The following is a 17,867-nucleotide window of genomic DNA, read 5'->3' as shown; positions in this document are numbered from 1 at the left end:
AAAGGGTTAAAATCAATCCCTTTAATTTTTTTAAAATGGGTAACCCTAATAACACCACCCCCGAGCAAGTTCCTGTTCCTGAAAAAAACTTTGAGGTTTTCAAAGGTCTAAAATTAATGCGGAAGGGTGTTAGAAATACGGACAATGTTCGAAGAGCTTCATCGGAGTTGAAACAGGGTCAGCAAATGCCATTTTTTACTCTTGCCGATTTTGAGCGAGTTACCACTTACTTAGGACAAATACTGCAAAAACTAATCGCGATAGATGCTAAAGGGGAAACAGCATTGCCAGAGTTAAATGAAAAATATGGTCGTGTTTATGGAAAAATGACAGGCCTAGGATTAGATGGTGTAAATTATGATGATCCAGAACTTTATACAAGAATGCAGCGTCAAAATGTAAGGCTTAAAATTATGGGAATTACTACTCCGGAAAATGATGGATATGATTCTGAAGGTGGTTTTGATGATGACTTTAATCCTTCTATTAATCCCAATAATAATCCACTCTTGGCTACGGTTCGAGATTTGCTAATCGTTCTCAGGTCTCATAACTTTGTCCAGGCTTTGCCGATTCTTTCACAACAAGAGATTTCAGATTTGGTTGCAAACTTGCGAGGATACTTGGCTGAAATGGAACAAAAGCAAGAAAACTAATTCCGCGGACTTTTTTTGCCACGCCATTTTCGACTGTATTTCCAGGCATCGCGCAGGTGTTGGCGCAGTGTCCACTTCTGGAAAAAAGCGAGGAAGCCACCTGAGGAGCAGCGCACGCCGTCCGCCGCGACAGTGACTTCAGGTAAAAAAACAACTGTTTTATTAGCCTCCCAAGTGCGTCGGCAAAAATCCGGGTCGGACATGAACAGAAAAAAGCGCTCATCGAGTCCGCCCAATTCTTCCCAAAGATCGCGTGCGACGAGCCAAAAGCTTGATTGCAGCCAATCGACTTTTTGGATTTGCGCAAGATCGAGATCACGGCATTCGTCGTAGGCGACGCGCTCGCGCAGGATTGGCAAGCGACGCAAAAAAGTTCGGCGTGCAACTTGATTCGATAATTTCGGGAAAGCGCGCATCGTCATCTCAGTCGCGCCGTCGGTGTCGCGAATTTGGCGCGGTGCGAGTACGCCGATCTCCGCATCTCGCGCGAAGAAATCGACCAATTTTTGTAGCGAGTTTTCCTCGCGACAAATGATGTCAGGATTTACGATTGCCAAAATTTCACCACTCGATTTTTTGACCGCCTCATTGATTCCGCGCGGATAGCCTAGATTTTCAGTGTTAAAAATCAATTTAATTTTCGGCTGACTGACGAGTCCCGCGAATTTCTGTTTTTTGGCATCAGTCGCGGCATTCACGGCGACGACAATTTCAAAATCAAAATTCGTTTTTTGGCGCAGGAGCGCAGCGATATTTTCGAGCGCGCGCGTCGATTTGGCGAAGTCGAGAATGATGATTGAGAGCTTCATTTATTAGGTTCGGAATAGGTTCGGAGGGTGATTGGCTATTGAGTCGTTAAGTCTTTGAGTCTTTGAGTCTTTGAGTCTTTGAGTCTTTGAGTCATTGAGTTGGCTGGTCGGAAAAAATTAGACCAATAATTTTTCAATTTCACGGGCGGAGATTTTCCGCTTCGCTAGTTGTAAGTTTGCGCTGATTGCGTCGAATTTTCGAATGCCCGCGCCTTCCGCTTGGCTGAAAATTCCGAAAATCCGCAGTGCCAGCAGCCGCAATTGCATTAGAAATTTTACGCGCCAGGAGAAATTTGCGTCGAAGTTTTTCTTCCAAACGACGAATTGTCCGAACGCGGAATTCTCTCTTTCGAAGTTCGAGCGTGCAGAGCGCGCTTTGCTCGCGCCGAGTCCGCGCGCGTGCCACGCCACGATTTCCGGCGAAAATTTCGCCTGCCAGCCGAGCCAATTTAGCCGAAAGGCGAGATCGACATCATTTTTGAAATGTAATTTTTCATCGAAAAATTCGCCATTTTCCGCGATTTCCTCGATTGCGCTGCGGCGCAAGATTGCGAGTGCGCCGGAAATTCCGAAGACGATTTTTTCCTCCGCGAACTTTTCCGAATTTTCGCCCGAACCGATTTCGAAAAATTTCCCGGATCTTTTTGCGCCGATGCCGGCTGAGTCTAGAATCCCCCCGCTCGGAAAATTCTGTGAATCTCGCGAGTGTGTTGGCTCGCGTCCCCCTTTTACAAAGGGGGATTCAGGGAAATTTTCCCATTGCAGCAATTTTCCACCGAGCGCGCCGACTTTCGCATTCTCCGGACGCGCCAAAATCTCAGCCGCTCGCACCAAAAAATTCGGCTCGTAAAGTGCGTCGGCTGAAGCTGCGACGAAGAATTCGCCGCGCGATTCGCGAATCAAAAAATTCATTCCGCCGGAATGCCACAAATTTTCACCGCGAAAAATCTTGGCGCGGGCAGCGATGTCGGGCAGGTTTTGCTCGATGAATTTACTCGCGACGAAATTGGGCGAATGATCGCGGAGTAAAAATTCCACATTTGCAAAATTCTGAGCGAACAAAGAGGGGAGCGATTGCTCCAAAAATTTGGTTTCAAATAAAACGATTCCGACAGAAAAGAGGGGAGGCAACGCGAAGATTTTAGCAGTTTGGCTTAGCCGACTTATTCTGTTTTAAAACTAAAATTATTTTTGTAAAGACAAGCGCCGAGGCTATTTTTTGGGCTTTTTAAAGAGAAGTTGCACATTTTTTATTCAGCCGATGCTTAACCAAAACCATAAATTTAGTTAAAATTGAAAAGATGAATGAAATTACCAAGGCTTATCTCCCGAATGAGGTTGAGTCGGAAATCGCGCAGAAGTGGGCGGCGGCGGAACTTGGTCATGCTGTCGGCAAAGTGAAGAAAAATGTCTTCACGATGATGATGCCACCGGCGAATGTGACGGGCGCGCTGCATCTCGGGCACGCGATTACGCTGACGATTGAGGATATTCTTGCGCGTTTCGAACGGATGAAAGGCAAAGATGTTTTGTGGCTGCCCGGCACGGATCACGCCGGAATCGCGACGCAAAATGTCGTCGAGAAAAGGCTGCTCGAAAAAGGCATTTCCCGTGAGAATCTCGGTCGGGAGAAATTTGTCGAAAAAGTCTGGGAGTGGAAAGACAAATATCACGCTCGTATCTCCGATCAAATCAAAAAAATGGGCGCGAGCTGCGATTGGTCGCGTGAGGCTTTCACGCTCGACGACGAGCGTTCGGCTGCGGTCACGCACGCTTTCGTCGATCTTTACAAAAAGAAGCTGATTTACCGCGACAAAAAACTGGTGAATTGGTGTCCGCGTTGCCAGACGGTTTTGTCCGACATCGAAGTCGAGCACCGCGAAGAAGAAGGCAATCTTTATTTCATTCGCTATTTCGTCAGTGCGACGGATCGCTCGATTTGTGTCGCGACGACGCGACCAGAGACAATGCTCGGTGACACCGCTGTCGCAGTCCATCCGGACGACCGCCGTTATCAGGATTTCATCGGCAAAACCTTGATTCTGCCAATCGTGAATCGTGAGATTCCGGTCGTGGCTGATGCGCGCGTCGATCCGAAATTCGGCACAGGCGCGGTCAAAATCACGCCGGCGCACGATCCGCTCGACGCCGAAATTGGTCGCACGCACAAATTACCTTCCATTGTCGTGATCGGACCGCACGGCAAAATGACGAAGCACGCCGGTCGTCGTTTCGTCGGCATGCCTTTACACGAAGCGCGTAAAGCGGTCGTCAAATATCTCGACGACATCGGTAATTTGGAGAAAATTGAAAAGCACGCGCATTCCGTCGGGCACTGCTCGCGCTGCGACGCGACGATCGAGCCGCTGGAGTCGATGCAGTGGTTTGTCAAAATGCAGCCGATGGCAGAAAAGGCTTTGAAAATAGTCAAAAAAGGTCAGCTCGAATTCGTACCGGCGCGCTTCGAAAAAGAATTTACGCGCTGGCTCGATGAGATTCGTGATTGGTGTGTTTCGCGCCAGCTATGGTGGGGACATCAATTGCCAGTTTGGTATTGCAAAAAAGTCCCCGAATTCGCTGACAAGAAGAACAAAAAAAAGGAAGGTTGTCAGCGGGTGATTGTCTCCGAGACGCCACCGAAAAAATGCCCAACTTGTGGCAATCTCAGTTTGGTCCGCGATTCAGATGTACTCGACACTTGGTTTTCGAGTGGGCTGTGGCCATTCGCGACGCTCGGCTGGCCGAAGAATACCAAAGACCTCAAGACTTTTTATCCGAATTCAGTTCTCGAGACTGGCTACGATATTCTCTTTTTCTGGGTCGCGCGCATGGTCATGCTCGGCGCGGAATTCACTGGCAAAGCTCCATTCAAGACAGTTTATTTGCACGGACTCGTGCGTGATGAGCAGGGTCGCAAAATGTCGAAGAGTCTCGGCAATGGCATCGACCCGCTCGCGATGATTGAAAAATACGGCACGGACGCGCTGCGGCTTTCGCTCGTGGTCGGCTCGACGCCGGGCACGGATCTCAAATTCAGCGAGACGAAAGTCACTGGTCAACGCAATTTCGTCAATAAATTGTGGAATGCGTCGCGCTATGTCTTCGGAGTTTTGGGTGACAAAAAAATTGAAATTCCGTCTGATCCAGCGCCGCACGGTTTGCCCGACCGCTGGATTTTGTCGCGTCTGAATCGTCTCATTCTCGAAGCGAATCAGGCTTTCGAGAAATACGCTTTCGGTGAAGCCGCCGCCAAAATTCAGGAATTTGTGTGGAGTGATTTTTGCGATTGGTATCTCGAAATCACGAAAGACACGCCGAACAAGAAATTGCTCGCGCATGTCTTGGCGCAGATTCTCCGACTTGCGCATCCCTTCATTCCGTTTGCGACTGAGAAATTGTGGGAGAAATTCTTCCCAAATGCTAAGAAGCCGAAATTGCTCGCGACTGAAAAATACCCGCGTTCACTCAAAGCGCACATCAATCCGAAAATTGAAGAAGAGATGCAAATCGTGATTGCGATTATTTCCGCCATTCGCTCGGTGCGCAATGAAATGAATGTCGAGCCAGCGCGCCAAATTTCGGCGGTTGTCTACGCTGGGAAATTCGAACCATTTCTCAAAAAACAGTCGAGCGAGATTAAGAAGCTCGCGCGTCTGAGTTCGCTCGTCGTGAAGAAGAGCGGCAAAAAAGTTGAAAACGCCGTCGCGAAATTCGAAGCCGGGCTTGAGATTTACCTGCCGCTTGCGAAATTGCTCGACCCCAAAGTCGAAAAGAAAAGACTCAAAGCTGATCTCAAAGAGACGGAAATTTATCTCGCCGTCATTCAAAAAAAGCTCGCAAACGAAGACTTCACCGCGCGCGCGCCGAAAAATGTGGTCGATGCCGAGCGCGCGAAATTGCAATCCGTCGAGGAGAAAATCGCGAAAATTCAGGAACGCATTAAGGTTTTAGGCTGAAGTTAGGGGATAGGGTGTAGGGTATAGGTGACAGGGTTTAGGGTATAGTAAATTTATGATTAGAAATTTTAAAGAACTAATCGTTTGGCAGAAAGGTTTTGTTTTGACCAAAAAGATTTATCAATTTACGGAAAATTTTCCGCGAAGTGAAGAATGCGGTTTGAAATCCCAAATGCGCCGGGCGGCGGTTTCGCTGTCTTCAAATATCGCCGAGGGTTCAGCTCGTTCGACACGAAAGGATTATGCTAATTTTTTAAGCACAGCACTTGGTTCGGCAGCGGAGCTTGAAACGCAAATTTTGCTCGCGGGCGAATTTAAATATTTCGATGAAAATCAAACTGAAAAAATACTCGCTGATTTGTCCGAAGTTGCTAAAATCCTCTTCGTGATTCGTAGAAAATTACTACAACCTACAACCTAAAACCTAAACCCTATCCCCTAAACCCTACCACCTAAAATGTTTGATTGGATTTCAGCTGCGATGAAACGCGATCCTGCGCTGCGTGGCGGAGTGCGCCCGCTTGAGATTTTGCTTTACCCGGGGATGTGGGCGCTCGTTTTTCACCGCATTGCGCATCCGCTGTTCGAGCTTGGTGTTCCATTTTTCCCACGGCTGATTTCGCAAATCGGACGCTTCATCACCGGAATCGAGATTCATCCCGGCGCGCGGATTGGCAAGCGCTTTTTCATCGACCATGGTTATGGCGTCGTGATTGGCGAGACGGCGGAGGTCGGCGATGATGTCATGATTTATCATGATGTGACGCTCGGCGCGATTGGTTGGTGGCAAAAAAATCTGCAAAAAAAGCGGCATCCGACGATTGGTGATCGCGTCGTGATTGGTGCGGGTGCGAAAATTCTCGGACCGGTCAAGATTGGCAGTGATTCCAAGATTGGCGCGCTCGCAGTCGTGATCAATGATGTGCCGAAGAAGACGATTGTTGCGGGTTCGCTCGGCAAGATTTTAAAAAAGAAAAAATGAAAGTCGTTCTCATTTCCCACACCATCGATCCGGAAGCTGTCGTCGCGGCAGCGATCAATCAGTGCTATTCCGCGAAAAGCGGCGAAGAATTGAAAGAAACGATTTCGCTCGAAAAACGCGAACGCTTGATTGATATCGTGATGAATTCCGGACATCTCTCGACGATTGAACACGCGAGTTTCACTTTCGCTGTCGAGGGAGTTTCGCGCGTCACCGAGACGCAGCTAGTGCGGCACCGCCACGCGAGCTACTCCATCAAGTCCGGGCGCTACAACAAAACTCACACGGACTTCGTCGTCCCGGCCTCCATCGCGAATAATCCGGAGGCGCTGCAGGTCGTCGCGGAATTCAAAAAAAGCCTAGACCAAACTGTCGAGAAGCTGAAAGCACTGGAAATCAAGCCTGAGGATGCGCGCTATCTCACGCCACAGGCGACCAAGACCAACATCATTCTTACGATGAACGCGCGGGGCTTGCTCAATTTTTTCGAACACCGGCTTTGCGTCCGCGCGCAGTGGGAGATTCGCGAGCTGGCGAACGAGATGCTGAAGCTCGTGAAGCCAATCGCACCCAATATTTTCAAATTCGCGGGACCGACTTGCGAGACCCAAAAAATTTGTTGGGAAGGTGATTTGTCCTGCGGCAAGTGGAAGGCGATTGTGGGGGCGGAGCTGCGAACTCGAATCGCGAAAAAGTCTAGTAAGTAAAATTTTAAATTTTCAATTTTAAATTTAAAATTGAGCCATGAGCTTCGACCCAAAACCAATCGGCATCGGCAACCTCGCTACGAATTTGAAACGCCCGCAAAATGTACCTGTGCCGGTTTCGACCTTGCGCAAAGTGACACCGGAAATTGCCGAAAACGAAGACAGTGAAGTAGCGCAGCTCGCGGTCGATGTGCACGAGACGAACAACAATTTGATTATCGTCGCGCCGCTCGCCGGGGTGCACCCGGATGATGTGCGTGTCGAGATTACCGAGGATGTCGTGACGATCGAGGGTGAGCGCATTTCGCCTTTGCCCGAGATGGCGGACGATGATTTCCTCGTTCAGGAATGTTTCTTCGGACCATTCTCGCGCTCGATTGTTTTGCCGGAGGCGGTCGATTCCAAAAAGGCGCGTGCCGAATTTAAAAAAAGCGTTTTGGTTCTGACGATTCCGAAGCTCGACAATGTGCGCACGCGAATCGTCAAGATTCAGCCGACTGAATAAAATCGAACATTGAAAATTTCCAAATTCATCTCACTCGTTCTCGGTCTCGTTGTTTTCGCGACTCCGCTCGCACTCGCGGCGACTGAGCGGGGAGTTTTTGACCAGGCGAGCAAGACGGTCGATGCACTCATCTTCGTGCGTAATGAAATCGACAAAAAATACGAGACCTATCTCAATTCCGCTGGTTCAGTCGATCAGGTCGTGAAAGATAAATTGCCGCTGCTCGAAGCGCAGGTCAATACGCTGGCGGCGCAGATCGCGAATCTCGACCAAAACCTGGCGCGGGAACAAGCCAATCTCGACAACTTGCAGGAGGCGACCAAGTCGATTCAGCTCGAGCTCGCCGACCTCGAAGAATTGTCCGAGATGCGCGAAGTGGCGATGGCGCGTTCGCGTGATTTGCTCGATGAATTCATCCGGCTCGCTTATTCCGAGACGATGCAATACACGGATTGGAAAACCGGTGAAATTTCCACACTCAAATTTCTTTTCACGGACGAATCGCTGGCAGATGTCGAGACGAAGAAAACTTACCTCGACATTCTTCAAAATATCTCCGCGAGTCTGATCCTCGATTTACAGCAAAAACAGTCTGATTACGAAACCGTGAAAGCGAATTTGCTGGCGAAGCGAGGCGAGCTGATTCTGCTACAGCAGGAAATCATGCTGCGCACGCGCGAGCTGGCTGAGACGCGTGCGGCGAAGCAATCTTTGCTAGATGAGACGCGCGGGCAGGAAGAGCAATATCGCCAGCTCGTCGAGGATTCGAGAAAACAGCAACTTCAGGCACTCGCTGAAGTCGCCGAATTGAAATCGCAACTTGGTGTGATTGATAGCCAGCTCAAAACCCTGAAGGGTAGCTTGAGCGAGGAAGATTTCGCGAAGCTATTGGAGGATCAATCAGTGGCTTCGTTTGCAGGAGTGATTTTCCCTGATCGCATTCCGCGCGTACTCTGGCCGGCGAGTCCGGGGCGCGGCATCACGGCTTATTTCCACGATGCGAGCTATGTCACGCGCTTCGGCGTCAAGCATGAAGCCATCGACTTCCGACTCACGCAGGGTTCGCGCGTCTCCGCAGCTGCGCCAGGAATCGTGTATAAAGCTCAGGATAACGGTAGAGGCTATTCTTATATCACGCTCGCACATTCTGACGGGCTCGCTACAGTATATGGTCACATCTCCAAAATTTTTGTGAAAGAGGGTGAAGCTGTGCGGGCGGGCGATTTGATCGGGCTCTCGGGCGGCATTCCCGGTACAGCTGGTGCGGGTTACATGACGACCGGCGCACACTTACACTTTGAGGTCATCGACAATGGCGACCATGTTGATCCGCTCGATTATCTGCCGCTCGAAAAAATGCGGCTTGAAGACATTCCCCAAAAATATATGGCTGGGGCAGTGAAATTGTGAAATCTCACCGACTCGATTAAAATTTTTTCAACCCCACCTTTAAATACCACCAATGGCTAAAACAGCGCAAAAAGCAAAAACCAGAAAATGTTTTTTACATTCGGCTTGGTTGCCGTTCTTATTTTGGCTAATTTTCGCCGGACTTTATTACTTCTGCGCTTACGACCTGATGGCGATCAAGCACGCTGATATCGCCAATTCACAAGTGACAGAAATCTTCAGCAAATACAGCATTTACACTGGTTTGGCTGCGGGTTTCTTGTCGCTGCTCGGAGGCTACGCCGTTTACTTGATTCTGAAAATCACCAAGCTGAAAAAATTCTCACTGAGCTATCCGCTGCTGGCGGCGCTGATGGCGTTGCCTTGGTACTTATTTGCTCGTGATGCGCTGCTCGAAAATAAATACACCGACATCGCCAGAGCCACCACTTACTACATTGCCGAGCCGCTGCTCTCGACCACCAAGTTTTTATTTGGGTTAATCGTTATTTGGGTTTTGATTCTCGTCGTCAAATTAATTCTCAAAAAAGGTCTCGGCAAAAACAGCGGCACGCTGGCAGCGATTTTAATTTTGCCTTTTTTCTTGTCCGGTTGCGGTACGATCAATGAATGGGCGTGTAGTTTTTTCGACAACCCCGATCATTGTTTGCAGAACAACGCGATTCAGGACGCCAATCCCGACGCGTGCGCGAAGATCAAAGGCGCAGACTTCGAAGATACTGGCTCGAATCCGCCACGAGATAAATGCTATTTGAAAATCGCGGAAAACACTGGAGATTTAGGTGTTTGCGACAAGATTGAAGGTGGTATTTATTCCTACACGAAAGCAGAGTGCATTCTGAGCACTGCCATCAAATTCGAAAATCCGAGCGGCTGCAAAATGCTGACCGGCTCCGACAAGGCTCAGTGCGTCACTGCGGTGTCGCCCTCGGTCACTTCCGGCAGTGTGATTGAGATTGATGAACAAATCGATTTTTTGAAAAATGAACTTAAAAAAGGCGATGATCCGGAATTGCAAAAACAATTAGCAGGTCTCGAGTCCAAGAAATCGGACTATCTCGATGTCATGAATGCTAATAATAAAAAGGATTATGAATCTCTGAGCGATCCGCTGAATAAGCAAGCGGCGGTTGATTACGCTAGCGGTAAGCTCGATCAAAAATCAAAAGACACCTTGGTTGAGCTGAATAATCGGCTGAGAGATCAGGGTAATAGCATGACGGAAAAAGAGTATCAGACGATGCGTGATTTATTGGCTTACAAAAACGATCCGAACAACAACATTGAAAATATGGATGATGCGGAATTACTGAAGCTTCGGTGGGATGAAAAACTTGGTAACGCCAAAGACTATCTCAAATTTTGGAATTCCAATCCGACCGAAAAGGAGAAGAAATACGACGAGCAGCTACTTTTTTACGAGCGCATGTTGGAGCGCCAAGCAGCGATTGAGAAGGGCTTGAATCAACAACAGCAGGATTCAGCCAGGGAGCTGGATCGCGTGACTGGTTATATCAAAGATCAAGTTTTAGAAAAAGTGACAGACGAAGCTAAGAAGCAGGCTTTCGGCGAACTCATGGATTTGGTCGAATCCGATGCGGCGGCTCCGGTCGCGGCAATTCTCGGTGAGGCGATCGATACTGTGAAGAAAGAAGCCAAATCAGCTGAATTCAGAGGTTTGGTGCGCGCTTACAATCTCGGCATGCAGGAAGAATTGGCTAAAGCGGGTGGCGATGTGGACAAGGCACACGCAGCTGTGACAAAAAACCTGCAAGATGATCCGTACAAATATGAGGACAGTCACACTTTCGCCCACTACCAAAATTTACTTGAGAACAAAGACTGCGATGGTACGAATCCACACTGTATCAGCCGCGATGTTTTTTGGAAGGCGATGAAGAAGTCCTACAAGTATCAGAATTCATAAGGATTTTTGATTGCAAAGCAAGCTCGAGCTTTAGACGAGATTTGCCAAATTTTAGATTTGCTTTAGAATCCGGTCTTAATTTTTCAAATGAAAAAATATGAAACAGAAGCGCTGAGCGGAGTTGATGGCTTGACCACTGAAATGGTCGCGCAAATTCGCAAGCAAGTTGAAGCACTAGGTTTGAATTGGCCGATTCCAATTGAAACCCAAAAGGCTATTGCTGCGAAAAAAGAACAGATAGAAAAATTTGCCACTGCCACTGATAGGGAAGCTCCTCCCGACATAACGGAAGTGTTTAATCCTGAATCAATAATTCGGGCTCAATTAGAGCTTTACAAGAAGGAAATTTCACGGCAAGAAAAGCTAAACCAGATTCAGAATCTATTAGACGAGCTTGATCCTAAGCCTGATTCCATTAGCTTAATTTTGAAAGCAACTGAATTACGTTGTGAACGCGGTCATGTTTCGAGGATAGACATGAAAAGTCGTTTTTTTGACGAAATTTTAGAGAGATTAAAAAAAATTAAAGAGTCTTTTGGGGCGGGGAGACTAGAAGGTAAAGATGCTTGGATAATCGTTAAATACGGCAACAGAATCGAGACAGTCACCCTACTTGGAGTTGATGAGAAGGGTTATCTTCAGGTCAAAGGCGTTAACACGGTTTTGTTTTTGGGTTCGTCAATTTTTGCAAAAAAAGAAGATGCTGACAGCCACTTGGATAGCTTGGATTTAAAGCGCGAATATAGGAATGGAAAAAATAATGGTGAACCTCAAAAGTCTAATCCCGTAGGTCATCCAACCAAAAAACCTACGAAGTCTGAATTGAGGCCAATTCTGAAAGGCTCGATTAGCCATTGATTTTCAAAATCTCCAGCTCCATCTCAAATTGACGATGACCTCTTTCGCGGCGGTAGCGTTTGCGCTGTTTCATCTTGAAGACACGAATCTTTTCACCTTTCTTCACTCCCAAAACTTTCGCCTCGACGCTCGCGCCCTCGACGATTGGTGCGCCGATTTTCACGGCATCGCCGTCGGCGACGAGGAAGACATGATTGATTTTGATCGTGCCGGCGTCCGCTTCCGCGACTTTCTCAGCGATGATTTTGTCGCCTTCGCTGACGCGGAACTGTTTGCCGCCGAGACCGATGATTGCAAATTTAGACAAGGTAGGAATAAGGATTAAGCAGTGAGGATTATTTTTTGGAGTGGAGCCGCCTTCGGGACTTGAACCCGAGACCCCTTCCTTACCATGGAAGTGCTCTACCACTGAGCTAAGGCGGCGGGTTCGTTATTTTAGACTATAAAACCGCGTCGCGGACGAAGGGGACAAGCGCTGCAATGCGCGCCTTTTTAATCGCGTTCGAAAGCATACGCTGGTGTTTCAGGCAAACGCCCGAATATTTGCGTGGTTGAATTTTGCCATCGAGATTGATGTAGCGGCGCAAAATGCGCACATCTTTGTAATCAATAAACTCGGCGTGTGCGGCGCAAAATTTGCAGAGCTTGCGAACTGAAGAATTTTTAACCATTTTAAAAATTAAATTTAGCTTTTTACTTTATAAATCAGCGAGAATATCGTCGAGCTGTTTGTCGATTTCTCCGGCATCAGCCTGAGGTTCGATTTTTTTCTCAATCTTTTTCGTGGTGGCTGCGGCTGGTCGTTTGGCAGCGGCAGTGCCTTTTTTCACGAAGCGCGGCTCGACGGCTGCTTCGGTGCGATCCAATTTCGTGAAATCGTGTTCAAGATCTTCTTCAGTGTATTCGCGCCATTTGTAATTTTTCGGAGTCTTGCAGATCAAATGCCGAATGATTTTCGGATCGAGGCGCAGGGAATTGTCGAGCTTGTTGATTTCTTTACCTTCGGCTTCGAAATGCGTGACGAAATAATTGCCGGTCATTTCACCGTCAATCTTGTAGGCGAGTGGGCGGCTGGCCCAAACAACTTTGTTTAGAATTTTCGCGATGCGCGCGAGCTCGGTTTCTAGCCTCTCAAGCTCTTTCTTAAATTCGCTTTCACGCAAACTGCCCGCGAAGATAGCGAGGAGCTCGTACGAGTTGGTGGTTTTTTCAGTCATGCTTCTTGTGGAATTAGGCTTGGAATTCGACAGAGCGAATCCCAAAAAAGCTGCGTGATTCTAAATTTACAGAAGCCAACCGTCAAAATTAAAAGCTTGACTTTTGTTTATTTAGTGGTAAAATATCAAGAAAGCTTTTACAAACTTAATAAAAAAGTTTAAAGTAATCGCTTAAATTTCAAGCAATTTGAATTCGACTCCGCTCCAACAGATCGTAAATCTCCTGCGCCAAAGCGAAAAAATCCTCGTGCTTGGTCACCAAAATCCTGACGGCGATGCGATCGGGAGTGCGCTGGCTTTGCTGCTCGCGCTGCGCAAATTGGGCAAAAGCGTGATTGCGGCCGCGGCGGATCCGGTACCGGAGTTGCTGGATTTTCTCCCGGCACTTGAAAGTTTCGAGACGACGATTGCTGGAGCGAATGATCTCATCATTAATTTTCCGCTCGCCGAGCGCGCGTCGGCGGAGGTTTTTCACAAGATCGAAGACGGCGTACTCAAGATTTCTGTGCGACCGGTCGGCGGTGCACCTTTTTCTAAAGACGAAATTGAGTTCGCGGTCGGAGAGGCGGATTTCGATTTGATCGTCTGCGTCGATGTGCCCGACCTGCCGCAGCTCGGTGGACTTTTCGACGCGAACCCCAATATCTTTTACGACATTCCGGTCGTGAATATCGACCACCACGCGAGCAACACTGGCTTCGGCAAAGTGAATTTCGTCGATACGACAGCGGCGAGCTCGAGTGAATTGGTCCTGCGTTTGCTGCGCTCACTCGAATCAGAATTCAACAAAAAATTACTCGATGAAGATGTCGCGACGCTTATTTTGACTGGAATTATCACTGATACTGGCTCGTTCCAAAATTCCAATACGACGCCGCGTTCGCTCGAATTGTCCGCTGATTTGATCGAAGCCGGCGCGCGCCAGCAAGAAATCATTCGTCATGTTTACAAAACCAAACAGCTCTCGACTTTGAAATTATGGGGACGCGTTTTGTCGAAGATTGAATTCGACGAGGCGCACAGAATCGTGTGGAGCACGGTGACGACTGAAGATTTTCGCGCGACCGAAGCGGTCGAGACGGCGACAGACGGACTGATTGACGAGCTGCTTTCGAATGCGCCGGGCGCGGAAGTCGTACTGCTCCTGAAGCAGAAAGGCGCGACTGTCTCCGGCAGTTTGCGGACGACGACGCCCGCTATCTCGGCGACTGCAATCGCCGGAATTTTCGGCGGCGGGGGACATCACGCCGCGGCTGGTTTCAAAATTCCGAATAAAAAAATCGAAGCGATTGAATCGGAAATTATCGCTAAAATTCAGGCGGTTCAGGCGGAACGACTCGGTTTGCTGACTGAAAAAATTGAATCCGAGAAACTGAAAAAAGACTTAAAGAAACAGAAATGACTGCTTCCAAAATGTCTGCGGATAAGTTAGCCGAAGCTGGAGTTTCGAAAGAAAGAATTCTGCGCGTGGTCTTCGCTGGGAGTAAAGATCCTTTTCCTCGATCAGCCAGTGAGTGTTGCCTCCGGGTCGCCTTGGCTCAGGCTGGTTGCGATGCCCAAAGAATTGAATTCTGGCATTGTCGATTGCGCTTCAGGGATCGATTTAAAAAAATAATTCCGGGGTTTTATCCCGCAGATGTGGTTGAGTGTAGAGTTCCGATGACTCTATCTCTTGATATTTTGAAGCACGAACTGAGTAAGAATGCCGACAAAAGAGTTAAAAAAGTCTCTTTTAAAACAATAAGTTAATTTTTATTACGGAAGAAAGTAAACTCATCATGCCAAAAAAAAAGAAGCTCGATAAGTCAGGCGAAGAGGAATTTAGCTTTGACCCCAAACACGGATTGGCGGAAGATTTGGAAAAATTTCCAGAGGAATCTCGCCCGAAGATTCGCGCGCTTTTGGCAGCATATGCGACGCCTTCGCCTGAATTTGAAGAATTAACAGCAGAGAGCCTCAGGCATGCTTCAATTGATCCACTAACCGGCTTGGCGAATCGGAGATCTCTTGACGCAGACTTCGATAAAGAAATCGAGCGCGCAAAAAGAAGTCACACTGCGCTTTCAGCGATTTTTATTGATCTGGATCATTTCAAAAGTGTGAATGATGAATATGGTCATGATGCCGGTGATGCAGTTTTGCGCTTCGTTGCTAGAAAGTTGAGGACGAGTGTCCGCGCGACCGATGTCGTGGCTCGTTGGGGCGGCGAAGAATTTGTCATTCTTTTATCAGAGACAAATCTTGATGAAGCCAAACAAGTTGCTGAAAAAATTAGGGCAAATATCGAAGAAGACAGGAGCTCTTTTGACGAGAAAGAAATCAGAATTACTGGGAGTTTTGGTGTCGCCGAGCTAAACCTAAAAGATGGAGAAACAAAAGAGGGTTTTATAAAACGAGCTGATGCCTGTTCTTATTATGCTAAGCAAACCGGGCGAAATAGGGTTTGTGCATTGTCTCCTGAAAAAACAAAAAAACACAGATTCAAAAAGTTTATTCGGAAAATTCGCTTGTCTGCGCGCCGACTATTTTAAGTAAATCGGTAGCGTGAAAAAGCTTAGAATTCGCTTTTAGTTTTTTGGCTTGCTTGTGACTGAAGCAATGTTCGCTTCTTTCAGCTGCTCAGCTGGCAAAATATCGGGCGCACCGAGCATCAAATCTTCGGCGCGATTCGTCTTCGGGAAGGCGATGACTTCGCGAATATTTGGCTCGCCCGCGAAGAGCATCGCGAGACGATCGAGCCCCCAGGCGATGCCGCCGTGCGGCGGGGCTCCGTAAGAAAAAGCCTTTAAAATATGTCCAAAACGGCGTTCCGCGTCTTCGTCCGAGATTTGTAAAATGTCGAAAATCTTTTTTTGCAAATCGCGTTCGTGGATTCGGACTGAGCCGCCACCGACTTCGTAGCCATTCAAAATCACATCGTAAGCCTCGGCTTTCGCTTTCAAAGGATCGGAGTCGAGGTCGGCTGGATTTTTTGGTCGGGTGAAAGGATGGTGCATCGAGGCGAGTCCGCCGGTCTCCGCATCGCGCGCGAACATCGGGAAGTCAGTCACCCAGGCGAAGGCGAATTCATTTTCTTTGCCAGCGAGTAGTTTCAATTTCCCGGCGGTCGCGATTCTGACTGCACCGAGCGAGTTGCAGGCGGTCTCCCATTCGTCCGCAGCGAAAAGCAAAATGTCTCCCGCTTTCGTTCCACATTTTTGCGCGATTTTCTCGGTCAATTCTGCGCCGAGTTTTTCGACCGGCACTCCCTCGAAAGCGAGTTTGTAGTTCGTAGTTTGTAGTTCGTAGTTTTTGGAGCTCGCTCCGCTCGCGTTTTTTTTATTTTCACTGTCGCATGACTTGATCCAGGCGAGACCTTTCGCGCCGTAAATTTTCGCGGCGTCGGTCAATTCTTCGATGTCTTTGCGCGAGAATTCTGCGCCACCGGGCACGCGCAAAACTTTCACAAAACCGCCTTTTTCAAGCACTCCGGCGAAGATTCCGAAGCCGCAGCCGCGACATTCTTCCGAGACATCGACCATTTCCAAATCGTAGCGGAGGTCGGGTTTGTCTGAACCGTATTTGTTCATCGCGTCGTCGAAACTCAGGCGCGGAAATTTCGCAAATTTCAATTTCACATCCGGTCGGCATTCTCGCGTGACCGAGAGTAGGGCGGCTTCATTCACCGCCATCACATCTTCAGCATTGACGAAACTCATTTCCAAATCCATCTGCGTGAACTCAGGTTGGCGATCGCCGCGTTGATCTTCGTCGCGGAAACAGCGGGCGATTTGCATGTAGCGGTCGAAGCCGGCGACCATCGAGAGTTGCTTCAGCTGTTGCGGCGACTGCGGTAAAACATAGAATTTTCCAGCATGAACGCGGCTTGGGACGATGTACTCGCGTGCGCCTTCGGGTGTGCCTTTGATCAAAATCGGCGTTTCGATTTCGATAAATCCCTGGTCATAAAAATATTTGCGCGTCGCTTGTAAAAGTTTGTGGCGCAGCACGATATTTTTCTGCATTCTTTTTCTGCGTAAATCGAGATAACGAAATTTCATTCTGATTTCTTCGTTCTCAGCATTCTCATCCGCAATCTCAAATGGGGGAGTTTCGGCTTCATTTAGCACTTTGATCGCGGTCGCGAGGATCTCAATTTTGCCTGTCGCCATTTTTTCATTCTCTTGACCAGCCGGTCGCGCGCGCACTTTTCCCGTGATTTGCAGTACCCACTCTGGTCGGACAGTTTCGAAAATTTTGTGTGTGTCGCCGGAAATTTCCGGATCGGTGACGATCTGGGTGATGCCGAAGCGATCGCGCAGGTCAATGAAAATTAGTCCGCCATGGTCGCGGCGGCGATCGACCCAACCGACGAGCTGAACTTCTTGATCGATATTCTTGTCAGAAAGTTCGTTGCACGAATGCGAACGGTAAAAAGTTTTGAGCATTTAAAAAGTTAAATTTTGACGATTTTAACATATTTTCAGATTGATTTTTCCCCTTATTTTTGCTAAAATGTCAAGATTTTTTAAATAAAAACCAAACCTAAAAGAATTTCTCCCAAAAATTGGAAATCAACCCCGCACCAACTCGTCCCAAAAAGCTCTTTGCACTTTCCGGCGTACTCGCCGCGTTGCTCTTGTTTTGCCTGGTCTTCAATCTTCCGGTCAGCACCTGGCTCTCCGCAAACATCTCTACCACCGAGCTTAATATTCTCGACAATGTGAAGCCGGAGCTGACTCAGCAAACTGCCAACGCGGAGGTCTTCATTCAAAAAGATTCCGACACGCTGACGACCACTTCGACCAAGTTCGATTCGGAAATCCCGAAAGGCAGCGACGAAGCCCTCGTCATGGCGAAT

At 48.2% G+C, this 17,867-nt stretch carries 19 protein-coding genes and 1 tRNA gene; 13 read left to right on the top strand and 7 right to left on the bottom strand.

What is annotated here, in order from left to right; genetic code table 11:
• Window positions 1–35 precede the first annotated feature (35 nt).
• A complete protein-coding gene (locus tag WCV72_04960; protein ID MFA6458702.1) occupies window positions 36–656 on the top strand; it encodes a hypothetical protein in 621 nt (206 codons plus the stop codon).
• Here the strand turns inward: WCV72_04960 and WCV72_04955 are convergent.
• Window positions 653–1,465: a glycosyltransferase gene (locus WCV72_04955; GenBank protein ID MFA6458701.1), complete on the bottom strand. Its 813-nt coding sequence runs from the start codon at window positions 1,463–1,465 to the stop codon at window positions 653–655. The genes WCV72_04960 and WCV72_04955 overlap by 4 nt on opposite strands.
• Window positions 1,466–1,582: 117 nt before the next feature.
• Window positions 1,583–2,548, bottom strand: a complete 966-nt coding sequence (locus WCV72_04950; GenBank protein ID MFA6458700.1) for a hypothetical protein — start codon at window positions 2,546–2,548, stop codon at window positions 1,583–1,585.
• A 218-nt stretch (window positions 2,549–2,766) separates the two neighbouring features.
• Here WCV72_04950 and WCV72_04945 point away from each other — a divergent pair, with 218 nt between their 5' ends.
• The 8 genes from WCV72_04945 (at window position 2,767) to WCV72_04910 (ending at window position 11,810) form a co-directional block, all read left to right on the top strand.
• On the top strand, window positions 2,767–5,421 hold the full coding sequence (locus WCV72_04945; GenBank protein MFA6458699.1) for a valine--tRNA ligase: 2,655 nt from the start codon (window positions 2,767–2,769) through the stop codon (window positions 5,419–5,421).
• A gap of 55 nt (window positions 5,422–5,476) precedes the next feature.
• The gene (locus tag WCV72_04940; protein MFA6458698.1) at window positions 5,477–5,842 is read left to right on the top strand and encodes a four helix bundle protein; all 366 of its coding nucleotides are present in this window, start codon (window positions 5,477–5,479) and stop codon (window positions 5,840–5,842) included.
• A gap of 36 nt (window positions 5,843–5,878) precedes the next feature.
• Window positions 5,879–6,403: a serine O-acetyltransferase EpsC gene (gene epsC, locus WCV72_04935; GenBank protein MFA6458697.1), complete on the top strand. Its 525-nt coding sequence runs from the start codon at window positions 5,879–5,881 to the stop codon at window positions 6,401–6,403.
• Window positions 6,400–7,110: an FAD-dependent thymidylate synthase gene (gene thyX / locus WCV72_04930; GenBank protein ID MFA6458696.1), complete on the top strand. Its 711-nt coding sequence runs from the start codon at window positions 6,400–6,402 to the stop codon at window positions 7,108–7,110. Before epsC ends, thyX begins: the two co-directional genes overlap by 4 nt.
• Before the next feature lie 37 nt (window positions 7,111–7,147).
• Entirely contained in the window at window positions 7,148–7,615 is a 468-nt protein-coding gene (locus WCV72_04925; protein MFA6458695.1) for an Hsp20/alpha crystallin family protein, read from the top strand.
• Window positions 7,616–7,624: 9 nt separating this feature from the next.
• Window positions 7,625–9,025, top strand: coding sequence for a peptidoglycan DD-metalloendopeptidase family protein (locus tag WCV72_04920; GenBank protein ID MFA6458694.1), 1,401 nt, complete (start codon window positions 7,625–7,627; stop codon window positions 9,023–9,025).
• 52 nt (window positions 9,026–9,077) lie between these two features.
• Complete coding sequence (locus tag WCV72_04915; GenBank protein MFA6458693.1) at window positions 9,078–10,952, top strand: hypothetical protein; 1,875 nt, start codon at window positions 9,078–9,080, stop codon at window positions 10,950–10,952.
• Between the two features lie 87 nt (window positions 10,953–11,039).
• Window positions 11,040–11,810: a hypothetical protein gene (locus WCV72_04910; GenBank protein MFA6458692.1), complete on the top strand. Its 771-nt coding sequence runs from the start codon at window positions 11,040–11,042 to the stop codon at window positions 11,808–11,810.
• Here WCV72_04910 and rplU read toward each other — a convergent pair.
• The 4 genes from rplU to rpsF all read right to left on the bottom strand — a co-directional run bounded on the left by rplU (window position 11,800) and on the right by rpsF (window position 13,027).
• A complete protein-coding gene (rplU, locus tag WCV72_04905; GenBank protein ID MFA6458691.1) occupies window positions 11,800–12,117 on the bottom strand; it encodes a 50S ribosomal protein L21 in 318 nt (105 codons plus the stop codon). The two genes, WCV72_04910 and rplU, sit on opposite strands and share 11 nt — an antisense overlap.
• A gap of 41 nt (window positions 12,118–12,158) precedes the next feature.
• Window positions 12,159–12,233: transfer RNA gene (locus WCV72_04900), tRNA-Thr, on the bottom strand.
• 17 nt (window positions 12,234–12,250) lie between these two features.
• Complete coding sequence (rpsR, locus tag WCV72_04895; GenBank protein MFA6458690.1) at window positions 12,251–12,481, bottom strand: 30S ribosomal protein S18; 231 nt, start codon at window positions 12,479–12,481, stop codon at window positions 12,251–12,253.
• Between the two features lie 27 nt (window positions 12,482–12,508).
• Complete coding sequence (rpsF, locus tag WCV72_04890; protein ID MFA6458689.1) at window positions 12,509–13,027, bottom strand: 30S ribosomal protein S6; 519 nt, start codon at window positions 13,025–13,027, stop codon at window positions 12,509–12,511.
• Between the two features lie 187 nt (window positions 13,028–13,214).
• Here rpsF and WCV72_04885 point away from each other — a divergent pair, with 187 nt between their 5' ends.
• Genes WCV72_04885 through WCV72_04875 form a run of 3 tightly spaced genes read left to right on the top strand, consistent with a single transcriptional unit; the run spans window position 13,215 to window position 15,558 of the window.
• The gene (locus WCV72_04885) at window positions 13,215–14,429 is read left to right on the top strand and encodes a DHH family phosphoesterase (protein ID MFA6458688.1); all 1,215 of its coding nucleotides are present in this window, start codon (window positions 13,215–13,217) and stop codon (window positions 14,427–14,429) included.
• Window positions 14,426–14,776, top strand: a complete 351-nt coding sequence (locus WCV72_04880) for a hypothetical protein (protein ID MFA6458687.1) — start codon at window positions 14,426–14,428, stop codon at window positions 14,774–14,776. Before WCV72_04885 ends, WCV72_04880 begins: the two co-directional genes overlap by 4 nt.
• 29 nt (window positions 14,777–14,805) lie before the next feature.
• On the top strand, window positions 14,806–15,558 hold the full coding sequence (locus WCV72_04875; protein MFA6458686.1) for a GGDEF domain-containing protein: 753 nt from the start codon (window positions 14,806–14,808) through the stop codon (window positions 15,556–15,558).
• A 36-nt stretch (window positions 15,559–15,594) separates the two neighbouring features.
• On the opposite strand, the gene aspS is transcribed toward WCV72_04875, so the two are convergent.
• Window positions 15,595–17,454: an aspartate--tRNA ligase gene (gene aspS / locus WCV72_04870; protein MFA6458685.1), complete on the bottom strand. Its 1,860-nt coding sequence runs from the start codon at window positions 17,452–17,454 to the stop codon at window positions 15,595–15,597.
• 119 nt (window positions 17,455–17,573) lie between these two features.
• On the opposite strand from aspS, the gene WCV72_04865 reads away from it, so the two are divergent.
• On the top strand, window positions 17,574–17,867 hold a 294-nt coding region (locus WCV72_04865; GenBank protein MFA6458684.1), incomplete at its 3' end, for a hypothetical protein.

The organism is Patescibacteria group bacterium, from assembly GCA_041665585.1.
Classification (GTDB): Bacteria; Patescibacteriota; Gracilibacteria; order JAHISY01; family JAHISY01; genus JAHISY01.
Note: the sequence above shows the minus strand (reverse complement) of the source record. Positions and strands in the feature narration are given on the sequence as shown.

Excerpts from the sequence above, each read along its gene's own strand:
- WCV72_04880 (MFA6458687.1), top strand. The coding sequence starts at position 14,426 with ATGACTGCTTCCAAAATGTCTGCGGATAAGTTAGCCGAAGCTGGAGTT.
- WCV72_04960 (MFA6458702.1), top strand. The coding sequence starts at position 36 with ATGGGTAACCCTAATAACACCACCCCCGAGCAAGTTCCTGTTCCTGAA.
- WCV72_04910 (MFA6458692.1), top strand. The coding sequence starts at position 11,040 with ATGAAAAAATATGAAACAGAAGCGCTGAGCGGAGTTGATGGCTTGACC.
- rpsF (MFA6458689.1), bottom strand. The coding sequence starts at position 13,027 with ATGACTGAAAAAACCACCAACTCGTACGAGCTCCTCGCTATCTTCGCG.
- WCV72_04955 (MFA6458701.1), bottom strand. The coding sequence starts at position 1,465 with ATGAAGCTCTCAATCATCATTCTCGACTTCGCCAAATCGACGCGCGCG.
- WCV72_04925 (MFA6458695.1), top strand. The coding sequence starts at position 7,148 with ATGAGCTTCGACCCAAAACCAATCGGCATCGGCAACCTCGCTACGAAT.
- rpsR (MFA6458690.1), bottom strand. The coding sequence starts at position 12,481 with ATGGTTAAAAATTCTTCAGTTCGCAAGCTCTGCAAATTTTGCGCCGCA.
- WCV72_04915 (MFA6458693.1), top strand. The coding sequence starts at position 9,078 with ATGGCTAAAACAGCGCAAAAAGCAAAAACCAGAAAATGTTTTTTACAT.
- WCV72_04945 (MFA6458699.1), top strand. The coding sequence starts at position 2,767 with ATGAATGAAATTACCAAGGCTTATCTCCCGAATGAGGTTGAGTCGGAA.
- WCV72_04875 (MFA6458686.1), top strand. The coding sequence starts at position 14,806 with ATGCCAAAAAAAAAGAAGCTCGATAAGTCAGGCGAAGAGGAATTTAGC.
- epsC (MFA6458697.1), top strand. The coding sequence starts at position 5,879 with ATGTTTGATTGGATTTCAGCTGCGATGAAACGCGATCCTGCGCTGCGT.
- thyX (MFA6458696.1), top strand. The coding sequence starts at position 6,400 with ATGAAAGTCGTTCTCATTTCCCACACCATCGATCCGGAAGCTGTCGTC.
- aspS (MFA6458685.1), bottom strand. The coding sequence starts at position 17,454 with ATGCTCAAAACTTTTTACCGTTCGCATTCGTGCAACGAACTTTCTGAC.
- WCV72_04940 (MFA6458698.1), top strand. The coding sequence starts at position 5,477 with ATGATTAGAAATTTTAAAGAACTAATCGTTTGGCAGAAAGGTTTTGTT.